General features: G+C 51.7%; 18 protein-coding genes. 6 read left to right on the top strand and 12 right to left on the bottom strand.

The annotated features are described in order from the left end of the window. The first annotated feature begins 151 nt into the window (after positions 1-151). From gspE to yacG, 6 genes are all read left to right on the top strand, one after another. Positions 152-1,534, top strand: a complete 1,383-nt coding sequence (gspE, locus tag JK211_RS14270) for a type II secretion system protein GspE (RefSeq protein WP_212709342.1) — start codon at positions 152-154, stop codon at positions 1,532-1,534. After that, a complete protein-coding gene (locus JK211_RS14275) occupies positions 1,527-2,006 on the top strand; it encodes a type II secretion system F family protein (RefSeq protein ID WP_212709343.1) in 480 nt (159 codons plus the stop codon). Before gspE ends, JK211_RS14275 begins: the two co-directional genes overlap by 8 nt. Positions 2,007-2,065: 59 nt before the next feature. Further along, positions 2,066-2,725, top strand: a complete 660-nt coding sequence (locus JK211_RS14280) for a type II secretion system F family protein (RefSeq protein WP_212709344.1) — start codon at positions 2,066-2,068, stop codon at positions 2,723-2,725. Between the two features lie 365 nt (positions 2,726-3,090). Beyond that, positions 3,091-3,708, top strand: a complete 618-nt coding sequence (gene coaE, locus JK211_RS14285; protein WP_212709345.1) for a dephospho-CoA kinase — start codon at positions 3,091-3,093, stop codon at positions 3,706-3,708. Then, positions 3,705-4,448 carry a cell division protein ZapD gene (gene zapD, locus JK211_RS14290; protein ID WP_212709346.1) on the top strand — a complete coding sequence of 248 codons (744 nt, stop codon included), beginning with the start codon at positions 3,705-3,707 and terminating at the stop codon, positions 4,446-4,448. The genes coaE and zapD overlap by 4 nt, the downstream gene beginning before the upstream one ends. A gap of 9 nt (positions 4,449-4,457) precedes the next feature. Next, the gene (gene yacG, locus JK211_RS14295; RefSeq protein WP_212709347.1) at positions 4,458-4,649 is read left to right on the top strand and encodes a DNA gyrase inhibitor YacG; all 192 of its coding nucleotides are present in this window, start codon (positions 4,458-4,460) and stop codon (positions 4,647-4,649) included. Positions 4,650-4,705: 56 nt separating this feature from the next. Here the strand turns inward: yacG and mutT are convergent, their stop codons facing one another. From mutT to murD, 12 genes are all read right to left on the bottom strand, one after another. Then, entirely contained in the window at positions 4,706-5,101 is a 396-nt protein-coding gene (gene mutT / locus JK211_RS14300) for an 8-oxo-dGTP diphosphatase MutT (RefSeq protein ID WP_212709348.1), read from the bottom strand. Positions 5,102-5,250: 149 nt separating this feature from the next. Next, positions 5,251-7,956, bottom strand: coding sequence for a preprotein translocase subunit SecA (gene secA / locus JK211_RS14305; protein ID WP_212709349.1), 2,706 nt, complete (start codon positions 7,954-7,956; stop codon positions 5,251-5,253). A 63-nt stretch (positions 7,957-8,019) separates the two neighbouring features. Continuing rightward, the gene (gene secM / locus JK211_RS14310; RefSeq protein ID WP_212709350.1) at positions 8,020-8,526 is read right to left on the bottom strand and encodes a secA translation cis-regulator SecM; all 507 of its coding nucleotides are present in this window, start codon (positions 8,524-8,526) and stop codon (positions 8,020-8,022) included. A 253-nt stretch (positions 8,527-8,779) separates the two neighbouring features. Beyond that, on the bottom strand, positions 8,780-9,697 hold the full coding sequence (gene lpxC / locus JK211_RS14315) for a UDP-3-O-acyl-N-acetylglucosamine deacetylase (protein WP_212709351.1): 918 nt from the start codon (positions 9,695-9,697) through the stop codon (positions 8,780-8,782). Between the two features lie 100 nt (positions 9,698-9,797). Next, positions 9,798-10,952: a cell division protein FtsZ gene (ftsZ, locus tag JK211_RS14320; RefSeq protein ID WP_212709352.1), complete on the bottom strand. Its 1,155-nt coding sequence runs from the start codon at positions 10,950-10,952 to the stop codon at positions 9,798-9,800. Positions 10,953-11,023: 71 nt separating this feature from the next. After that, positions 11,024-12,280: a cell division protein FtsA gene (ftsA, locus tag JK211_RS14325; protein WP_212709353.1), complete on the bottom strand. Its 1,257-nt coding sequence runs from the start codon at positions 12,278-12,280 to the stop codon at positions 11,024-11,026. Beyond that, positions 12,277-13,116, bottom strand: a complete 840-nt coding sequence (ftsQ, locus tag JK211_RS14330) for a cell division protein FtsQ (protein ID WP_212709354.1) — start codon at positions 13,114-13,116, stop codon at positions 12,277-12,279. The genes ftsA and ftsQ overlap by 4 nt, the downstream gene beginning before the upstream one ends. Before the next feature lies 1 nt (position 13,117). Continuing rightward, positions 13,118-14,038, bottom strand: coding sequence for a D-alanine--D-alanine ligase (locus JK211_RS14335; protein WP_212709355.1), 921 nt, complete (start codon positions 14,036-14,038; stop codon positions 13,118-13,120). Beyond that, positions 14,031-15,506, bottom strand: a complete 1,476-nt coding sequence (murC, locus tag JK211_RS14340) for a UDP-N-acetylmuramate--L-alanine ligase (RefSeq protein ID WP_212709356.1) — start codon at positions 15,504-15,506, stop codon at positions 14,031-14,033. The genes JK211_RS14335 and murC overlap by 8 nt, the downstream gene beginning before the upstream one ends. A 65-nt stretch (positions 15,507-15,571) precedes the next feature. Then, entirely contained in the window at positions 15,572-16,630 is a 1,059-nt protein-coding gene (gene murG / locus JK211_RS14345) for an undecaprenyldiphospho-muramoylpentapeptide beta-N-acetylglucosaminyltransferase (protein ID WP_212709357.1), read from the bottom strand. Continuing rightward, positions 16,627-17,853 (bottom strand): cell division protein FtsW, encoded by a 1,227-nt coding sequence (gene ftsW / locus JK211_RS14350; RefSeq protein ID WP_212709358.1) that lies wholly within the window; start codon positions 17,851-17,853, stop codon positions 16,627-16,629. Before ftsW ends, murG begins: the two co-directional genes overlap by 4 nt. Then, entirely contained in the window at positions 17,853-19,169 is a 1,317-nt protein-coding gene (gene murD, locus JK211_RS14355) for a UDP-N-acetylmuramoyl-L-alanine--D-glutamate ligase (protein ID WP_212709359.1), read from the bottom strand. Before murD ends, ftsW begins: the two co-directional genes overlap by 1 nt.

The following is a 19,169-nucleotide window of genomic DNA, read 5'->3' on the forward strand; positions in this document are numbered from 1 at the left end:
TTTTGGCGAATACAAAACTAACCACTTTTACCGCCGTTTTCTATTAATTCACGCTAAGGTGCGATGAACCAAAAAAATGCCAGAGCGAAAACAGCCTGCTACTTAATAACTGTAAGTCACAGTTCCGGTTTGATGATCAGCAGGAGGGACTATGATCTCCCTGCCACTGGAAGTTCTCTGCCGCCAGCTGCCTGCCTGCATTATCTCTTATGACACAAAATATCTGAGGCTCGCGGTCGTTACCCCTCCGCCGCCCGATATTACTGATGCCTTACGCTTTGCCAGCCAGCGCCAGATCGAATTCGAATACTGGCCGCAGGCCCGTATCGAAAGTCAGCGCAGGCAACAATCGTCACATTCATTGTCGTTAGCTGAACCTGAACCGCAGACAGTACCGCTGATCGCTGAACAGTTATTATCCCGCGCAATTCAGCAACGGGCATCAGATATACATCTGGAATCGACCCCGCTGGGGCCGGTAATAAGGTTACGGATAGACGGTTTACTGCATCCTACTCCGCTGACGGCCAGTTGCACGGCAGAGGCGCTGGTTGCACGGTTTAAAGTACTGGCCGGGCTGGATATTGCCGAAACCAGGCTCCCGCAGGATGGTCAGCTGAGCCTGACTCTGGACGGTGAAAACCACAGTTTCCGCCTTTCGACACTGGCGACCCGCTGTGGTGAAAAACTGGTTATCAGACGTCTGCGCTCAGTCAAACAAGCTCTGGCCCCGGCACAGCTTGGTTTTGATAAAGATGACTTACAACAGGTGCTTACTATTCTCCGCCAGCCTCAGGGAATGATTCTGGTGACCGGCCCGACCGGCAGCGGTAAAACCTTCACGCTATATAGTCTGCTGAGCCAGCTGAATACCCCGGATAAAAACCTCTCTACGGTTGAAGATCCCATCGAGATACCGCTGGAAGGCGTGAACCAGACACAGCTCAACAGTAAAGCCGGACTCGATTTTTCCCTTATCCTGCGGGCTTTACTCCGCCAGGATCCGGATGTGATTATGATCGGAGAAATACGGGATAACGACACGGCAGATATTGCGGTAAAGGCCGCCCAGACCGGACATCTGGTCCTTTCAACCCTGCACACCAATTCTACCGGAGAGACGCTGATACGCCTCCGGCAGATGGGTATCGCCGGTTACCTGCTGGCCGCATCACTCCGGCTGGTCATTGCACAGCGGCTGGTACGAAAACTCTGTACTCACTGCCGTCATCCGGCCGGAACGGAGATCAGGCTCCCCGCTTCTGTCCGGAAATCCCCTTTAGGGCACTGGCTGGCCGACGGATGCGACCACTGCTTTTCCGGCTATTACGGGCGTATCGCACTGTTTGAAATACTGCCGGTCTGTGGTGCATTACACCAGGCGATAGCCAGTGATGCCTCTCCGGAGACATTGCGTGAAATCGCCTGCCGTCAGGGAGGCCGATCATTATTCAGCACCGGTATCAATGCGGTCGAAAAAGGGATCACTTCATGGTCCGAAATATTACGGGTGATCGGGGGCAATCGTGAGTAACTATGCTTTGTTTTACTGGCAAGCCGTAAACAGTAAAGGGCAGCCTTGTGAGGGGTACAGGCTGGTGAGACACCGTCATCAGTTATCCCGTATACTGAACGATGATGGCCTGGTCCCCGTCAGAATCACAAAAAAAAAGTTCTGTCCGCCCGGTTACTGGCGATGCGAGCAAAGAATACTGATTTTCAGCCAAATCAGTATCCTGCTACAGGCCGGCCTGCCGCTGGCCGACGGGCTGGGACTGCTGGCAGAAGGCCACCCGCAAAAAGCCTGGCAGGCGTTACTGATACAGTTACAGCAGCAGATACTGTCCGGCGTTACCTTTTCGGCCGCTTTGCGCTGCTGGCCGGAAATATTTCCCCTGTTATGTATCTCGCTGGTGTATGCCGGTGAACAAACAGGTCACCTGGAACAATGTTGTAGACAGCTGGCAGAACAGCAACAACGTGAAATGAAGTTAAAAAAAAACTGACCAAAGCCCTGCGCTATCCACTATTTATTCTGCTGCTGACATGCCTGATCAGTACCGCGATGCTGCTATGGGTTCTGCCGGAGTTTGCAGCCATTTATCGCTCATCAGATACTCCCCTGCCCGCATTTACCCGTCAGCTGATTAATCTGTCAGATTTCCTGTTATCGGTAGCTCCGGCAGTGCTGGTGCTCACTGTGATACTGACAGCGTTCTGGCGAACCGCGAGAAAACACTTTCCTGACTGGATAGTCACTGAACAGCGCCTGCTGCTGAAAGTCCCTCTCGCGGGTTGCCTGTGGCAGGCTGCGGTACTGGCCCGGATATTCAGCGTACTGGCTCTGACCCAGCGGGCAGGACTCCCGTTACGTGAAGGCCTGACAATTACGCAAAATCTTCACGGCCGGGGTTTATGGCAGCAGGCTCTCTGTGCACTGCAGCAACATATTGAGCAAGGACAACCTCTGTCATCCGGCCTTCGGCTGCGGAACGAATTTCCACAGTTATGTTACTTACTGACACGGCTCGGAGAACAGACCGGTGCATCAGATATACTGTTTGTCCGGCTGGCGGACTGGTTCGAAAATATTGTCCGACAAAAAGCGGGCAGCCTGGCAGCCTCAGTAGAGCCAGTCATGTTGATTATTACCGCAATCATTACCGGGAGCATTGTGATTGCTATGTATCTGCCAATGTTCAGCCTCGGTGATGCGCTATTTTGATACGCTCCCCGCCCTGAAGGCCAGCGGGTACGGCAGCCATGCAGTCCGGGGGCCCGGAGATAAAAGCCAGCACAGGTTCTGACTGAGAGCAGTTCTGTCGTGTCGAACACGTCGGCCAGATAAGAACACCGGTCAGTCCCGGCGTAATATCTCCGTCAATACACAGGTTCGGGTCTGCTGCTATGATCAGACACCTTGTATTCGCTGGTCAGGCCGCAGCCCGCAATAAAGCAACAACAAGACTGCGTTTTTAGTTTTTATTGCGCTACAATTTGCCCGTCAGACAGAGATAATTACGCCCAGTCAGCCAGTCAATAATCTCTGCTGATTACCGTCACTCCGCTTACTGTCAGGATATATGTGATATGCCCTATGTTGTTGCGCTCACCGGGGGGATCGGTAGCGGTAAGACCACAATTGCAGAGATGTTTGCCCGTTGCGGGGTAAAAGTTATTGATGCCGATATAGTCTCCCGTCAGGTTGTACAAGCCGGTACTCCGGCCCTCAAAAAAATTCATCAGTACTTTGGCGACAGGGTCTTATTAGCCGATGGCGGGCTGAACCGCAGCTGGCTGAGACAGCAGATATTTGCTGACGCCGAAAGTAAAAACTGGCTGAACAATCTGCTGCATCCGCTGATCCAGCAACGGACACAACAATTAATTGACCAAATTGCCGATGACTGGTGCCTGTGGGTCGTGCCATTACTGGCCGAAAACCGGCTGCATAACCGCGCCGATCGGGTTCTGGTGGTTGATGTTGATGAAGAAACTCAGGTCCGGCGTACAATGGCCAGAGATAATATTACCCGTCAGCAGGCAGCTGATATTCTGGCGGCCCAGGCCAGCCGGCAATCCCGGTTAGAGATTGCCGATGATGTGATTGATAATTCAGGCTCTCCTGCCGAACAACAGCAAAAGGTGGCCATGTTGTATCAGCGCTATCAGTCACTGGCATCCGCAAAAAAAGGATCTGTACCATGAGCAGTGTTGTTTTGTTTGAATATCCGTTAAACGAAAAAATGCGCACCTGGCTGAGAATTGAATACCTGTTACAACAGTTAACCGGCAGTATGCCGGTCAGCAGTCCGGTCTCTGCATTGAGTTTTTTTCGGGGCATCGCTGACTTACTGGATATCTTCGACCGCGGAGATATGCGGGCAGATTTGGTGAAAGAACTGGACAGGCAACAGCACAAGCTACAGAGCTGGCTGAATGTCAGCGGAGTGGATACGGCCAGAGTCACAGAATTACAGCAGAAACTGAAAAGTCAGTCAGTGCAGCTACTGACTGCACCGCGTATGGGTCAGCAACTCAGAGAAGATCGTTTTATCAGCCAGGTTCGCCAGCGTCTGAGTATCCCCGGCGGATGTTGCAGCTTTGACCTGCCGGCCCTTCATATATGGTTAAACCTGCCGGACAATGAACGTCAGGAGCAGACCGAAGAATGGTACGACACTCTGCGGCCATTACAGGAAAGTTTAACCTCAGTGTTGGAATTGATCCGTCAGTCTGGTAGTTTTCAGCCACAAATAAGCCTGAATGGTTTCTTTCAGGATACGGCCGAAGATGCCGACCTGTTACGGCTAACGCTGGATAGCGCTGTCACATTGTATCCGCAAATCTCCGGCCATAAAAATCGCTATGCCATCCGTTTTTTGCCGATGGATACCGGGGAGAGCGAGATCCCCTCGCGATTATCGTTTGAACTCGCATGTTGTTAAGAGGAATGTATGCAGGAAGAGATTACCACGGTTCAGTGCCCACAATGCCGTAAAGACGTCATCTGGGATCAACTCAGTCCGTGGCGGCCGTTTTGCTCAAAGCGCTGCCAGATGATCGATTTGGGAGAATGGGCTGCCGAAGAAAAACGGATCCCGGCAGACGATAAACTTTCTGAAGATGAAGAGTGGAGCGGCGAATAATCCGCAACAGACTGAATGCTCAGCGGCAATAGAATGACCTATTGCCGGTCCCTGTTTTACAGCTGCCCTGTTACCAGTTTTTCGACCAGCCGATGGTTTGCCGGCGGAAATTCTTCGGCACATAAATCCTGTGGCTGTACCCAGCGCTGCGGCTGACCTTCTTTACCCCACGGCTCGCCCTGCCACTGATCAACAATAAAGAAATAGAGTGTGACCCGCACATCATCGTAAGTGTGATCGGCACTGCCTGCCGGCTGAGCTGAAACGACCTCAATGCCGGTTTCTTCCATCAGCTCGCGCCTCAGTGCCTGCTCAGCCGTTTCTCCCTGCTCAAGCTTTCCACCGGGAAATTCCCATTTGTTCGCCATATGAGAAGTTGATGAGCGTTGTGCCAGAAAAATACCACGCACCGGATCACGGATAATCCCCACCGCTACCTGAAGATGTTTCATTAATTACCCTTTTTGATTCACTCTGCAGTGTTGCTATTACAAGGTTTAACTGCAACAGCCCCTTCTGACAGCCACTAAAAAGGTCCATGTTGCCATGGACCTTGTGTTTATTTCCTGAGAACCCGGCCACAAGGCCGGGTCGCTGACACTCAGGCAATACGGCCGTGACATTGCTTATACTTTTTGCCGGACCCGCACGGGCAGGGATCATTACGCCCGACTTTACGTTCACCGCCCTGCGCTGCTAACTCTTCAGCGGCTTCGGTTTCAGAATCCACATGGCTTAGCTGTTGCTGACTGGCTAAGCGTTCCGCTTCTTCGCGACGTTGCTGCTCCAGGGCTTCAATTTCTTCCGGCATACGTACCTGAACTTTGCTCAGAGTACTAATCACTTCATACTTCAGTGATTCCAGCATATTGGCAAACATAGCGAAAGATTCGCGTTTATACTCCTGCTTAGGATCTTTCTGTGCATAACCACGTAAATGGATCCCCTGACGCAGATAGTCCATGGCCGCCAGATGTTCTTTCCACAATGAGTCCAGAGTCTGAAGCATGACGCCTTTTTCGAAGTTACGCATCATCTCGGTGCCAACGACAGTTTCTTTTTCATTGTAGTTTTCCAGAGCACGCTGCATGATCCGCTCACGTAAGGTTTCTTCATGCAGTTCAGGCTCTTTATCCAGCCATTCTGCAATCGGTAAATCCAGATCGAAATCATTACGTAACCGTTCTTCCAGCCCCGGTACATCCCACATTTCTTCCAGAGACTGTGGCGGGATATAACTGTCAATGGTCGCGGCCATGACATCATCACGTATCCCACTGATAGTTTCGCTCACATCAGAGACGTCCAGCAGTTCGTTACGCTGTGTATAGATAGCACGGCGCTGATCACTTGCAACGTCATCGTACTCCAGCAACTGTTTACGGATATCAAAGTTACGGCTTTCAACTTTACGCTGTGCGTTTGCTATTGCCTTGGTTACCCACGGATGCTCAATCGCTTCGCCTGGTTTCATTCCCAGTTTACGCATCATGCCCGACACACGGTCTGATGCAAAAATACGCATCAGGGCATCTTCCATCGACAGGTAGAAACGAGAAGACCCTTTATCCCCCTGACGACCGGCACGTCCACGCAACTGGTTATCAATACGGCGTGATTCATGACGTTCAGTACCGATAATATGTAAACCACCGGATTCCAGTACTGCATCGTGACGTTTTTGCCACTCAGCTTTAATAGCACTGATTTCTTCTTCATCCGGATTCTGACGGGCTTCAACTTCCGCATGCCAGCTGCCACCCAGCATAATATCGGTACCACGACCGGCCATGTTGGTAGCAATCGTCACCGCACCAGGCTGACCGGCCTGGGCAATAATATCCGCTTCACTGGCATGGAACTTCGCATTCAGTACATTATGCCTGATACCTGCTTTCGCCAGTTCACTGGAGACCACTTCAGATTTTTCGATGGAGATTGTCCCCACCAGTACCGGCTGACCGTTCGCCGTACGCTCGCGGATATCTTCGATAATAGCATCGATTTTTTCTTTCTCGGTCATATAGACCAGGTCAGGGAGATCTTTACGCACCATCGGACGATTAGTCGGCAGAACGATCGTATCCAGTTTGTAGATTGAACTGAATTCAAAGGCTTCAGTATCCGCAGTCCCGGTCATACCGGCCAGTTTCTCGTACAAGCGGAAATAGTTCTGGAAAGTAATTGAAGCCAGAGTCTGGTTTTCGTTCTGGATGTCAACCCCTTCTTTGGCTTCTACTGCCTGATGCAGACCATCAGACCAGCGACGGCCCTGCATAGTGCGTCCCGTGTGCTCATCGACGATAACAACTTCACCGTCTTTCACAATATAATCAACGTCACGGGTAAACAGAGCGTGGGCACGCAGTGCTGCGGTCACGTGGTGCATCAGCATAATGTTAGTCGGTGAATATACAGACTCACCTTCTTCCATAATTCCCTGACTGACCAGCAGTTGTTCAATTTTTACCAGTCCGCGTTCCGTCAGATGAACCTGCCGCGATTTTTCGTCTACCGAGAAATCACCTTCTCCCTGGAACGTATCGGAGTCTTCTTTCTCCTGACGTACCAGATGCGGGATCACTTTATTGACCTTGATATACAGCTCTGAGCTGTCTTCGGCAGGACCGGAAATAATCAGCGGCGTACGGGCTTCATCGATCAGAATGGAGTCAACTTCATCCACCAGCGCATAATGCAGCTTACGCTGCACACGCTCTTCAGGGCTGAATGCCATATTGTCACGCAGATAGTCGAAGCCATATTCATTGTTAGTACCGTAAGTAATGTCGGCACCATAAGCTTCACGTTTCGCCGGGGCAGGCATACCCGGCAGGTTGATACCCACAGTCAGTCCGAGATATTCGAATAGCGGACGGTTATTTTCCGCATCACGCTGGGCCAGATAGTCATTGACCGTAACAACGTGTACACCTTTCCCTGACAGGGCATTCAGATAAGCGGGCAGGGTTGCCGTCAGGGTTTTACCCTCACCGGTACGCATCTCTGCAATACAACGCTCATTAAGGACCATACCGCCCATTAACTGCACATCGAAGTGACGCATGTTAAAAATCCGGCGGCTGGCTTCACGTACGGTGGCAAAAGCCTCCGGAATCAGGCTTTCTAAAGCTTCACCTTTTTCCAGTCGTTCACGGAACTCAACTGTTTTTGCTTTTAATTGTTCATCCGAGAGAGCGGTGAACTCAGGTTCCATTTTATTAATAATATCAACCGTCTTACGCATGCGGCGTAAAGTACGATCATTACTGCTACCGAAAATTTTTGTTAATAATTTCATGACCATTTTTATAATCTCAATTCAGCAATTTGGGCTGCAAAAAATCAGGGAATCAACGAATATCAGGGTTCAGACGCTAACAGGCCCGGCCCGGATACCCTGAACGCCCGCCAGCCAAAGGCCGCTATTAAAAACAGCAAGCTTACCGGTATAGATCAACGTCCGCCCGGGGGAAGGACTGACGGCTGGTCGCCCGTTAGTCAGTAATGCATGCAGCGATTGTAATACCGCGATTTTTTGAACTGTCAGCGGCAGTAATTGCTGCTGAGCTTCGGGCTGAAGCTGCGGTAAAGAAAAAGACAGGTGGCGTATCACCACTCTGATGGCATGCTGATGCCAGTAGTCAACACTCAGCCCCGGACGGCGCACCGTATCGCGAATACGAAGCAGGTTCTCAAACCGGGCGGCATGACCAATGAATAATGTATTGGCAGGGACATCGGTACCGTTACCAGACTCAACCACCTGAGCATTTGCTACCGGCAAGCCAAGACTCGCCGCGACCATCCCCAGAAGGAGATGCGGCCAGAAATAACGCATGCCAAGTTGTCGCCAACGTGCAAAAATTCCGATCACTGTCTGTCCATTGAAAACTGATACCTGCATTTCCGGGGGTACATTCAGCTATCCCTGCGAAAGCCGGCCGGATATGTCATCTGATAGAGAAGAGATAGTAACACTAATGGTGGTTTTCAACATCAGAGAATAAGAAACGGGGGCAGAAATCAGGTGTTTATGATGTTTTTTTCAGCGAAACAGAGAGGTAAAAAAAACAGCAGGCTTACTGACCGGAGAGAGTATCAGTAATACCTGCTGTTATCAGAGGCTATCAGGCCAGAACCAGATTCGGTGCCTGGAAGGCCTGTGGCAATTCTTTGTCATCTTCGAAGGTCGCCCATTCCCAGGCTTCCTGTTTTGCCAGTACTGCCTGCAGTAACTTATTATTCAGAGCATGGCCGGATTTATAAGCGCTGAAAGCGCCAATCACATTATGGCCACACATAAATAAGTCACCGATAGCATCCAGCATTTTGTGACGTACAAACTCGTCTTCAAAACGCAGACCTTCTTCGTTCAGGACACGAAATTCATCAAGGCCAATCGCACAGTCAAGACTTCCGCCCAGGCACAGGCCACGAGACTGCAGATACTCAATTTCATGCATAAAACCGAAGGTACGGGCACGGCTAATCTGGCGAACAAACGCATCGGCGGAAAAGTTCAGCTGATAACGTTGTGAACTTGAATCAATCGCCGGGTGTTTAAAATCGATAGTAAAGTCGAGAGAGAAACCATTATAAGGAGTCAGCTCTGCCCATTTATCACCGTCTTCAACACGAACCGCTTGTTTAATACGAACAAATTTCTTAGCACTGTTCAGTTCCTCTACCCCTGCATCCAGCAGAAGGTAAACAAACGGCGCAGCACTGCCATCCATAATCGGGATTTCCGGCGCATCGACTTCAACAATAATGTTATCGATACCCAGTCCGGCCAGCGCTGAGTTTAAATGCTCAACGGTTGAAATACGCACCCCTTCATCGTTAACCAGGCAGGTGCTCAGCATGGTATCGCGCACGTATTTTGCATCAGCCGGGAAATCTACCGGTGGATTCAAGTCAGTGCGACGATAGATGACCCCGGTGTTGGCCGGCGCAGGGCGCAGTGTCAGGCTGACTTTCTTACCGGTATGTAAACCGATACCTGTCGCCTGAACAATACGTTTTAATGTCCTTTGTTTGATCATCGTATTAATCTCGCAATATTACTTTTGTTCGTGACTATACACTACTTAATGGCCGCCATTTTAGCACAAAGAGCGAGCAAGGCCAAATATCGGTATATTCTTAGTCAGCCTGCTTGCGTAAAAATGCCGGAATATCCAGATAGTCAGGTTCTTTATTCGCCTGGCCTGCCGGGTCATTAACCACTTTCGCCGCCGGTTTCTGCTCCTGAGGTAACGGAGTCATACCGTGCTGCTGATAACGATGATCCATCACTGGCTGGCTGGCCGTTTTATTGGTCACCAGAGTGATTTCAGGACGTTTGTCCATACCAATACCGGTTGCTACCACAGTCACGCGCAGTTCGTCGTTCATTTCCGGGTCCAGAGACGTACCGATAACCACGGTCGCATTGTCTGAAGCGAAAGCACGGATAGTATTACCCACCGTCTCAAACTCATCCAGACGCAGGTCAAAGCCGGCAGTGATGTTAACCAGTACTCCGCGGGCACCGGACAGATCGATATCTTCCAGCAGCGGGCTGGAAATTGCCATTTCAGCGGCTTCTTCCGCACGGTCTTCACCACAGGCAACACCTGAGCCCATCATGGCGTACCCCATCTCTGACATCACGGTACGTACGTCTGCAAAGTCGACGTTCATCAGACCCGGACGGGTAATCAGTTCAGCAATACCCTGAACCGCACCTTTTAATACATCATTCGCCGCGCCAAAAGCATCCAGTAATGAAATACCACGCCCCAGCACTTTCAGCAGCTTATCATTCGGGATAGTAATTAATGAATCCACATGCTTGGAAAGTTCAGCAATTCCCTGCTCGGCAAAAGCCATACGCTTTTTGCCTTCAAAGTTAAACGGTTTAGTGACCACCGCTACCGTCAGAATACCCAGGTCTTTAGCCACTTCAGCCACAACCGGGGCGGCACCGGTACCAGTACCACCACCCATACCGGCGGCGATAAATACCATATCAGCGCCATCCAGGGCCGCACGCAGTGCTTCCCTGTCTTCTTCGGCTGAATTACGGCCGACTTCAGGGTTAGCACCGGCCCCCAGACCTTTGGTAATGTTATTACCAATCTGGATAGTCTGGCCAACAGCCGTTTTACGCAACGCCTGAGCATCGGTATTTACCGCAAAGAATTCAACACCTTCGATACGCTCACGTACCATGTGTTCTACGGCATTACCGCCGCCACCGCCAACGCCGATGACTTTTATCACCGCATCGTTGGTTAATTCCATAGGTTCAAACATGATTTCTCTCCGTTATGTGCCTGTCGCCTGGAGACCATAAATGCTGTTAGCATGATCTCCTTTAGTAAAAATTAAAACTCTTTTTTCAGCCAGCTGTTGATTCGTTTAAACCAGCCGCCGACCGATGCTCTTTTTTCGTTATCGCCCTCACCCCCCATGTGCGATTCCTTACCGTAATGCAACAAGCCCACGGCTGTTGAATAGTAAGGTTCCTGCGCATAGTCAGTCAGACCGGTAATATTCAATGGCTGGCCAATACGCACCTGGGTATGGAATACCCGTTGTGCACAGGCGGCAAGACCTTCTATCTGCCCTGCCCCGCCGGTTAACACAATACCGGCCGCCAGATGATGCTTCACTCCCTGCTGACGTAACTGTTCCTGTAATTCAAGGATTTCGTCGTTCACCAGGTTTAACAATTCCGTGTAACGTGGTTCGATAACTTCTGCCAGAGTCTGACGTTGCAGACTGCGTGGCGGACGTCCGCCAACGCTCGGCACTTCGACATTTTCGTCTTTGCCAACCATCGAACCTAACGCGCAGCCATGACGGACTTTAATCGCTTCAGCATCTGTCGGCGGTGTACCGAAAGCATAGGCAATATCACTGGTGACCACGTTCCCCGCATAAGGGATAACTTTGGTATGACGCAAAGCGCCACCGGTGTATACCGCCATATCCATTGTACCACCACCAATATCAACCACACAGACACCCAGCTCGCGCTCATCTTCGGTTAATACCGCATAGCTGGATGCCAGTCCGGCAAAAATCAGCTGGTCAACTTTCAGTCCGCAGCGTTCCACGGCTTTGACAATGTTTTTCGCCATATCGTTATGACAAGTGATCAGGTGCACTTTCGCCTGCATTCTGACCCCCGATAATCCTACCGGGTTTTTAATCCCTTCCTGATAATCGATGGCGTATTCCTGAGGAATAACATGCAGAATACGATGTTCATCACGGACACGCACGGATTTCGCCGTATGCACCACATTCTCAACATCATCCTGGGTTACTTCCTCTTCTGAAATCGGAACCATCCCGATTTCGTTCTGACAGCTAATATGTTTACCGGAAAGTGCCAGGTAAACTGACGATATCTGACAGTCCGCCATCAGTTCAGCCTGGTCAATGGCCCGCTGAACACACTTCACTACCGACTCAAGGTCGTTCACTCCGCCTTTATCCATCCCGCGGGACGGGCAGCTGCCTACCCCGATAATGTTTACCATACCATCGGGCAGAATCTCCCCAACAAGGGCAGCAACCTTAGCGGTGCCGATTTCAAGTCCTACTACAAGTTTTCTGTCCGTTGCCTTGATCATTGTTGTTCAGCCTGTGCCTGCTTGTGTTGCTGATTACTGTTTTGTGGATCGACCGGGGCGGCCACCCAACCAACAGCCGCACCGGACTCATAGCGCAAGTCCACATAACCTATCCGTTTGTTCTCTGCCTGTGCCTGCCGGAGCAGTACCGGGTCGAGGTCAATAAAGCGCTGAAGGCGCTTCATTGTTTCATCACGTCCCAGTTCGATTTTCATATCGTCGCTGGTCACCAGTTGCCATGAACGCCTTGCTGTCATGGATGCGGCTTTCAGGGTAATTTTTGATGGCTTTAACATATCACTCATCTGATAGAATCCGGCCATCACTTCTTTCTCACTGCCTTCAGGCCCATACAACATCGGCATGGACTGCTGCCCGGCCTGGTTCACCGGTAAACTGAAAGAAACACCGTCCGCATCAACAACATTCTGATCATTCCAGCGGGCTACGGGAACATATTCAACCAGATGAATCTTTAATTCATCAGGCCACTGTTTACGTACACTTACCTGTTTTATCCAGGGAAGCCGCTCTATCTGTTGCTGTATCACATCAACATTTTGCGACATAAAAGTGCCGGGCGGCCCGAGGGACAAAATGGCCTGGCGAATATCATCATGGGTGGTGTAACGGGTTTCGCCGGTCACTACCAGTTTTGATAGTGGTAAGCGGGACGCATCATCCATCCATTTCAGTACCATCACTCCGCCCAGTACCATGGTACCGACAACCAGTAATAAGAAGATCATTCCGAACAGGCGCGATCCATTACTACGTCCGGATCCCATACGATCCTGTGGTTCCCGGTTCCGTGTATTTAAAGCCGCCTGAGACATATCAGTCTGTTAACTCCAGAATAGTGGTCACCAACTGCGAAAAATCGATACCTGCCTGCTTAGCCGCCATCGGCACCAGACTATGGCTGGTCATACCAGGCGATGTGTTAACCTCTAACAGCTGAAAATGACCTTCAGCATCCATCATTACATCGACACGGCCCCATCCACGACAGCCTAAAGAGTGCCATGCCGCCATCACTAATTCATTCAGTAAATTCTGTTGTTGCTCATCTAATCCTGACGGGCAAAAATATTCTGTGTCATCAGCAAGATACTTTGCATTGTAGTCGTAAAATTCTGTTTTAGCCTGAATTCGTATCGAAGGCAGAACTTTATCGCCAACAATTGCAACCGTATACTCAGCACCGCTGAGAAAAGCTTCCACCAGAACATCGTTATCGTATTGAAACGCCAGTGCTAATGCATCCATCAGCTCATCCGGATGATTCACCCGGCTAATACCGACGCTGGAGCCTTCGTTACCAGGTTTTACAAATAACGGCAGCCCGAGTGCAGCGATCTGTTCACTGACGGCGTTATCCAGACCTGCGGTCAGCTGCTGACGGGTCAGCCATACGAAACGGCTGGTCGGTAATCCGGCCCCCTGCCATAACAGCTTACAACGCACTTTATCCATAGTGATGGCCGAAGCCATCACCCCGCTCCCGGTATAAGGCAGCCCTGTAAAGTCCAGTATTGCCTGCAGGGTACCATCTTCACCGCCACGGCCATGCAACGCAATAAATGCTCTGGTGAACCCCTGCTGCCTGAGTTCAAGTACCGAATGATCACGGGTATCAATGCCGGCGGCATCCAGTCCGGCAGCCCGTAATCCGGCCAGCACCGCACGTCCGGAATCCAGTGACACTTCACGTTCGGCGGAAGTACCGCCCATCAGAACAGCAATTTTCTCAGTCATGCTGCTGCTCCGCCCGGTCAGTGTGTTGCAATTTATGATCGGCAAGGGTACGGGCAATACGTCCGACTGTCCCGGCCCCCTGGGCCAGAATAAGATCATTTCCGCTCAGTACCGGAGCCAGCATCTCGGACAGCATTTCGTTATCGGCCACCAGGATAGGGTCGACCTTGCCACGGTTACGGATAGAGCGGCACAGCGCCCGGCTGTCGGCACCGGCAATCGGTGTTTCACCGGCCGGGTAAACATCCAGCATCAGCAGTGCATCGGCCTGACACAGAACATTGGCGAAATCATCAAACAGATCGCGGGTACGGGTATAGCGGTGAGGCTGGAAGATCATCACCAGCTTTTTATCCGGCCATCCGGCACGTGCCGCCTTGATGGTGGCATCCACTTCTGTCGGATGGTGACCATAATCATCGACCAGCATAGCGCTCCCCGGCAGACCATTTACCGGCTCTGTCGGGTATTCCCCCAGCAGATCAAAACGCCGTCCGGTGCCCTGAAAACTTTCTAATGCCGCCAGAATATCAGCATCATCAATACCTTCTTCGCTGGCAACACTGACTGCTGCAGCTGCATTCAGCGCATTATGCCGGCCGGGTGCATTCAGGGTGACATTCAGCACCGGTTTATCCTGGCGGATGACGCGGAAATGCCCCTGCGCTCCGTGCTGCTGATAATCTTCGATCCTGACATCAGCATCTTCACTGAATCCGTAAGTCGTAATCTGCCGCCCGATACGTGGTATCAGTTCGCGGATCACCGGATCGTCCACACAGAGCACCGCCCGACCATAGAACGGCAGGTTATGCAGAAAATTAACGAACGTCTGTTTCAGGTTCTCAAAATCCCCCTGATAAGTGTCCATATGGTCTGCTTCAATATTGGTCACAATCGCAACCATCGGCTGCAAATGTAAAAATGAGGCATCACTTTCATCGGCTTCTGCAATCAGGTAACGGCTGCTGCCTAAACGTGCATGAGTACCGGCTGCTTTTACCAGTCCGCCATTCACGAAAGTCGGATCAAGACCACCTTCGGCATAGATACTGGAAACCATGGCCGTCGTGGTAGTTTTGCCGTGGGTACCGGCAACCGCAATACCGTGACGGAAGCGCATCAGTTCGGCCAGCATCTCTGCGCGGCGGATCACCGGAATCCGGGCTTCACGGGCCGCCACCAGTTCCGGGTTATCCTGCGAAATGGCACTGGATACCACCACTACACTGGCATCGATCACATTTTCCGGACGATGATTAAAATAGAGGGTTGCACCCAAAGCGCTCAGATGCTGAGTGACCGGATTTGGCGCCAGATCAGAACCACTGATCTGATAACCTTCATTGGCTAACACTTCAGCAATACCGCCCATGCCGGCACCACCGATACCGACAAAATGGATATGCCTGACCCGACGCATTTCAGGCACAACAGAGCGAAGTTTTGCTAATTGCTGAGTATTCATTTATTCACACTACCTGTTATCACTGTTCCCCGCCTCGCAGGGCAGCCGCTCATTAAGAGCATTGTTCATCCGGCGGCTTTCGCCACTTCATTTGCTACACGTTCTGTTGCATCAGGGATCGCTATTGCGCGGGCTTTTAAGGCCATCGCCAGTAATTGCTGACGATCCCATCCAGCCAGAGTCTCTGCCACAACCTGCGCAGTAAAATCCGGCTGTTCAAAAATTTTTGCCGCACCGGCTTTTTCCAGAGGCAAGGCATTCCAGTACTGCTGCCGGTCTTTATGCTGAAAAGGCACAAAAATCGCTGGCAGGCCTGCGGCGGCTATCTCGCTGACCGTCAGAGCCCCGGAACGACAAACCACCACATCCGCCCAGGCATAGGCTTCGGCCATATCATCGATAAATTCCGCCACCCGATGCCCTGTTTGTCCGGCACTGGCATAGAGAGCATTCACCGCCTCAAGGGCACCTTTCCCGGTCTGGTGCCAGAGGGTAATACTGTCACCGGCTTTTTCGGCAACCTGCGGCATTGTCTGATTAAGGATCCTCGCCCCCTGGCTACCGCCAATCACCAGTACCCTGATCGGGCCTTCTCTGTCGGCAAAACGCCGCGCGGGGCCGGGCAGGGCCAGTACATCAGTACGCACCGGATTACCCACGACTTCCGCATCCGCAAACGCACCGGGGAAAGCCTGCATCACTTTGCTGGCTATCTTCGATAACCCTTTATTTGTCAGGCCCGCGATACCATTTTGTTCATGCAGTACCACCGGAATACCGCAACTCCAGGCTGCCAGACCGCCGGGACCGGAGACATATCCCCCCATCCCCAGCACAACATCCGGTTTCCAGGCTTTCATGATTGCCCGGGCCTGACGCCATGCGGTAAAAATCCGCCAGGGTGCCAGCAACTGTGCTTTAACGCCCTTACCACGTAACCCGCTGATACGGATAAAGTCGATATCAATACCATGTTTTGGTACCAAATCGGCTTCCATGCGATCTGCGGTTCCCAGCCAGCGTACCTGCCAGCCTTGCTCCATCAGATAATGGGCCACCGCCAGGCCGGGGAACACATGTCCGCCAGTGCCTCCGGCCATGACCATCAGTCGTTTGCCACTCATCGAGCACTCCGGGTAAACGCCTGAGCTTTGGTCAGACGTGTTTCATAATCTATTCGTAATAACAACACTATTGCTGTCGACATAATGATCAGGCTGGAACCACCATAACTGATCAACGGTAACGTCAGACCTTTGGTCGGTAACATACCGGCTGCCGCCCCGACATTGACCAGAGCCTGAAAGCTAAACCAGACACCAATGGCACATGCCAGGAATCCCGAAAAACGTTGTTCCATCTCCAGGGCCCTGCGGCCAATGGACATAGCACGAAAAGCGACGAAGAATACCATCAAAAGTGCCAGTACTACACCGAAAAAGCCGAGTTCTTCACCAATAATCGAGAAGATAAAATCCGTATGCGCTTCGGGTAAATACTCCAGTTTCTGTACCGAGTTCCCCAGCCCCTGCCCCCAGAATTCACCGCGGCCAAAAGCCATCAATGACTGGGTCAGCTGATAACCACTGCCAAAAGGATCCGCCCACGGATTCCAGAACGACGTGACACGCCGCATACGGTAGGGTTCCGCAATAATCAGCAGTATTACGGCAAAGATTCCGGAGCCGATAATCGCCAGGAACTGCCATAGCTTGGCCCCGGCCAGAAACAACATGGCCAGGGTAGTTACAAACAGAACAATCACTGTCCCGAGGTCAGGCTGAGCCAGCAATAACACTGCCAGTACTACCATGACGCCCATCGGTTTTAAAAAGCCCCAGATATTACTCCGGACTTCATCGACCTTACGGACCAGGTAACTGGCGAGATAACAGAACAGTGACAGTTTGGAAAACTCTGCCGGCTGAATACGTAATGGCCCCAGGGCAATCCAGCGCGATGCCCCGTTAACCGAGCTGCCGACCACCAGTACCACCAGTAACATCACCACCGACGCCAGTAACATCACGTTGCTGTAACGCTGCCAGAACGACATCGGTAACCGTAAGGTCACCAAAGAGATGGCAAATCCCAGCCCGAGATAAAAGGCATCACGTTTGGCAAAATAGAAGGGATCATCGTTCATTCTCTGGCCCACCGGCACAGAAGCCGAAGTCACCATTACAAAACCAATAATCGCCAGGCCAAAGGTCAGCCATAACAGGGTTCGGTCATAGAGAATAATGGCAGTATCATCACTTTCTCTGGCACCCATTACCCAGTCTCTTAACCGGCTGCCAATCGACATCAACAATGCGCCCGGCAGTGCCAGGCCAGGAATACGCATTAGCCTAACTCCTTCGCTAAACGGGTAAACAGATCACCACGCTGCTCAAAATTTTTAAACTGATCGAGGCTGGCGCAGGCCGGAGACAGCAACACCATATCTCCCGGACGGGTCAGGGAAGCAATCCTGACCATCGCCTGCTGCAGCGTGTCGGTACATACCGAGGCATCAGGACGCAATGCCGCTAATGCCGCAGCATCCCGGCCAAAGCAATAAATTTTCAGGTTGTCCGCCTGCAGATAAGCCTGTAACGGTGAAAAATCCGCAGATTTACCGTCACCGCCCAGCAGCAGCCATAATGTACCCTGAACTTTTAACCCTTTCAGCGCGGCTTCGGTACTGCCGACATTGGTCGCCTTTGAATCATTAATCCAGTCCACCCCGTTGTTGCGGTACGCCAGACAGAAACGGTGGCTCAGCCCCGGAAAGGTGGTCAGCGCTTTCAGGCTGGTGGCGCGGGGTAAACCGACGGCATCCGCCAGCGCCAGCGCGGCTAATGCATTGGTATAATTATGCTGTCCGGTCAGCTGCATTTCGCGGGTATCCAGTACCTTTTCGCCGTTTACCCGTAACCAGGTACTTCCCTGCTGGGTATTCAGATGATAATCACCGATATTCACCCCGAAACTGATACAACGCTCATCCACACCGCGCACCGGCATCGTCAGGCCATCGTCGGCATTTACCACACAGACGCGGGCATTTTCATAAATACGTAATTTTGCTGCGCGGTATTGCTGCATTCCCAGCGGATAACGGTCCATATGGTCTTCGGTCACATTCAGAATGGTTGCCGCCGCTGCCGCCAGGCTATGGGTGGTTTCCAGCTGAAAGCTGGACAGTTCCAGCACATAAAGCTGAGCTGGAGTATCCAGCAGGGACAGTACCGGTAAACCAATATTACCGCCGACCCCCACCTGCCAGCCCGCCGCTTTGGCCATTTCACCGACCAGGGTGGTCACCGTGCTTTTACCATTAGAACCGGTAATAGCCACTACCGGGGCACGAACTTCCCGACAGAACAACTCGACATCGCCCACAATTTCCACACCGGCGTCAGCGGCCGACGCCAGTGCCGGGTGTGACAACGCCATTCCCGGGCTAGCGACAATCAAATCTGCCTCCAGCAGCCAGTCCTCGTTGATCCCCCCGAGATGACGCTGCGGGGCTTCCGGTAATTTATCCAGCCCCGGCGGAGAGACTCGGGTATCAATCACGCGGGGTATAACCCCGCGCGCTAAAAAGAAATCAACACAGGACAGGCCGGTAAGCCCGAGTCCGATAATGACAACTTTCCTGCCCCGATAGTCAGTCAT

This window comes from Tatumella sp. JGM130 (genome assembly GCF_018257525.1).
GTDB classification, from domain to species: Bacteria; Pseudomonadota; Gammaproteobacteria; order Enterobacterales; family Enterobacteriaceae; genus Tatumella; species Tatumella punctata.

Coding starts and splice junctions, on each gene's coding strand:
- lpxC (WP_212709351.1), bottom strand. CDS start 9,697: ATGATCAAACAAAGGACATTAAAACGTATTGTTCAGGCGACAGGTATC.
- zapD (WP_212709346.1), top strand. CDS start 3,705: ATGAGCAGTGTTGTTTTGTTTGAATATCCGTTAAACGAAAAAATGCGC.
- murG (WP_212709357.1), bottom strand. CDS start 16,630: ATGAGTGGCAAACGACTGATGGTCATGGCCGGAGGCACTGGCGGACAT.
- ftsQ (WP_212709354.1), bottom strand. CDS start 13,116: ATGTCTCAGGCGGCTTTAAATACACGGAACCGGGAACCACAGGATCGT.
- ftsW (WP_212709358.1), bottom strand. CDS start 17,853: ATGCGTATTCCTGGCCTGGCACTGCCGGGCGCATTGTTGATGTCGATT.
- JK211_RS14280 (WP_212709344.1), top strand. CDS start 2,066: ATGCTGCTATGGGTTCTGCCGGAGTTTGCAGCCATTTATCGCTCATCA.
- murC (WP_212709356.1), bottom strand. CDS start 15,506: ATGAATACTCAGCAATTAGCAAAACTTCGCTCTGTTGTGCCTGAAATG.
- mutT (WP_212709348.1), bottom strand. CDS start 5,101: ATGAAACATCTTCAGGTAGCGGTGGGGATTATCCGTGATCCGGTGCGT.
- JK211_RS14335 (WP_212709355.1), bottom strand. CDS start 14,038: ATGACTGAGAAAATTGCTGTTCTGATGGGCGGTACTTCCGCCGAACGT.
- gspE (WP_212709342.1), top strand. CDS start 152: ATGATCTCCCTGCCACTGGAAGTTCTCTGCCGCCAGCTGCCTGCCTGC.
- coaE (WP_212709345.1), top strand. CDS start 3,091: ATGCCCTATGTTGTTGCGCTCACCGGGGGGATCGGTAGCGGTAAGACC.
- ftsZ (WP_212709352.1), bottom strand. CDS start 10,952: ATGTTTGAACCTATGGAATTAACCAACGATGCGGTGATAAAAGTCATC.
- ftsA (WP_212709353.1), bottom strand. CDS start 12,280: ATGATCAAGGCAACGGACAGAAAACTTGTAGTAGGACTTGAAATCGGC.
- yacG (WP_212709347.1), top strand. CDS start 4,458: ATGCAGGAAGAGATTACCACGGTTCAGTGCCCACAATGCCGTAAAGAC.
- secA (WP_212709349.1), bottom strand. CDS start 7,956: ATGGTCATGAAATTATTAACAAAAATTTTCGGTAGCAGTAATGATCGT.
- murD (WP_212709359.1), bottom strand. CDS start 19,169: ATGACTGACTATCGGGGCAGGAAAGTTGTCATTATCGGACTCGGGCTT.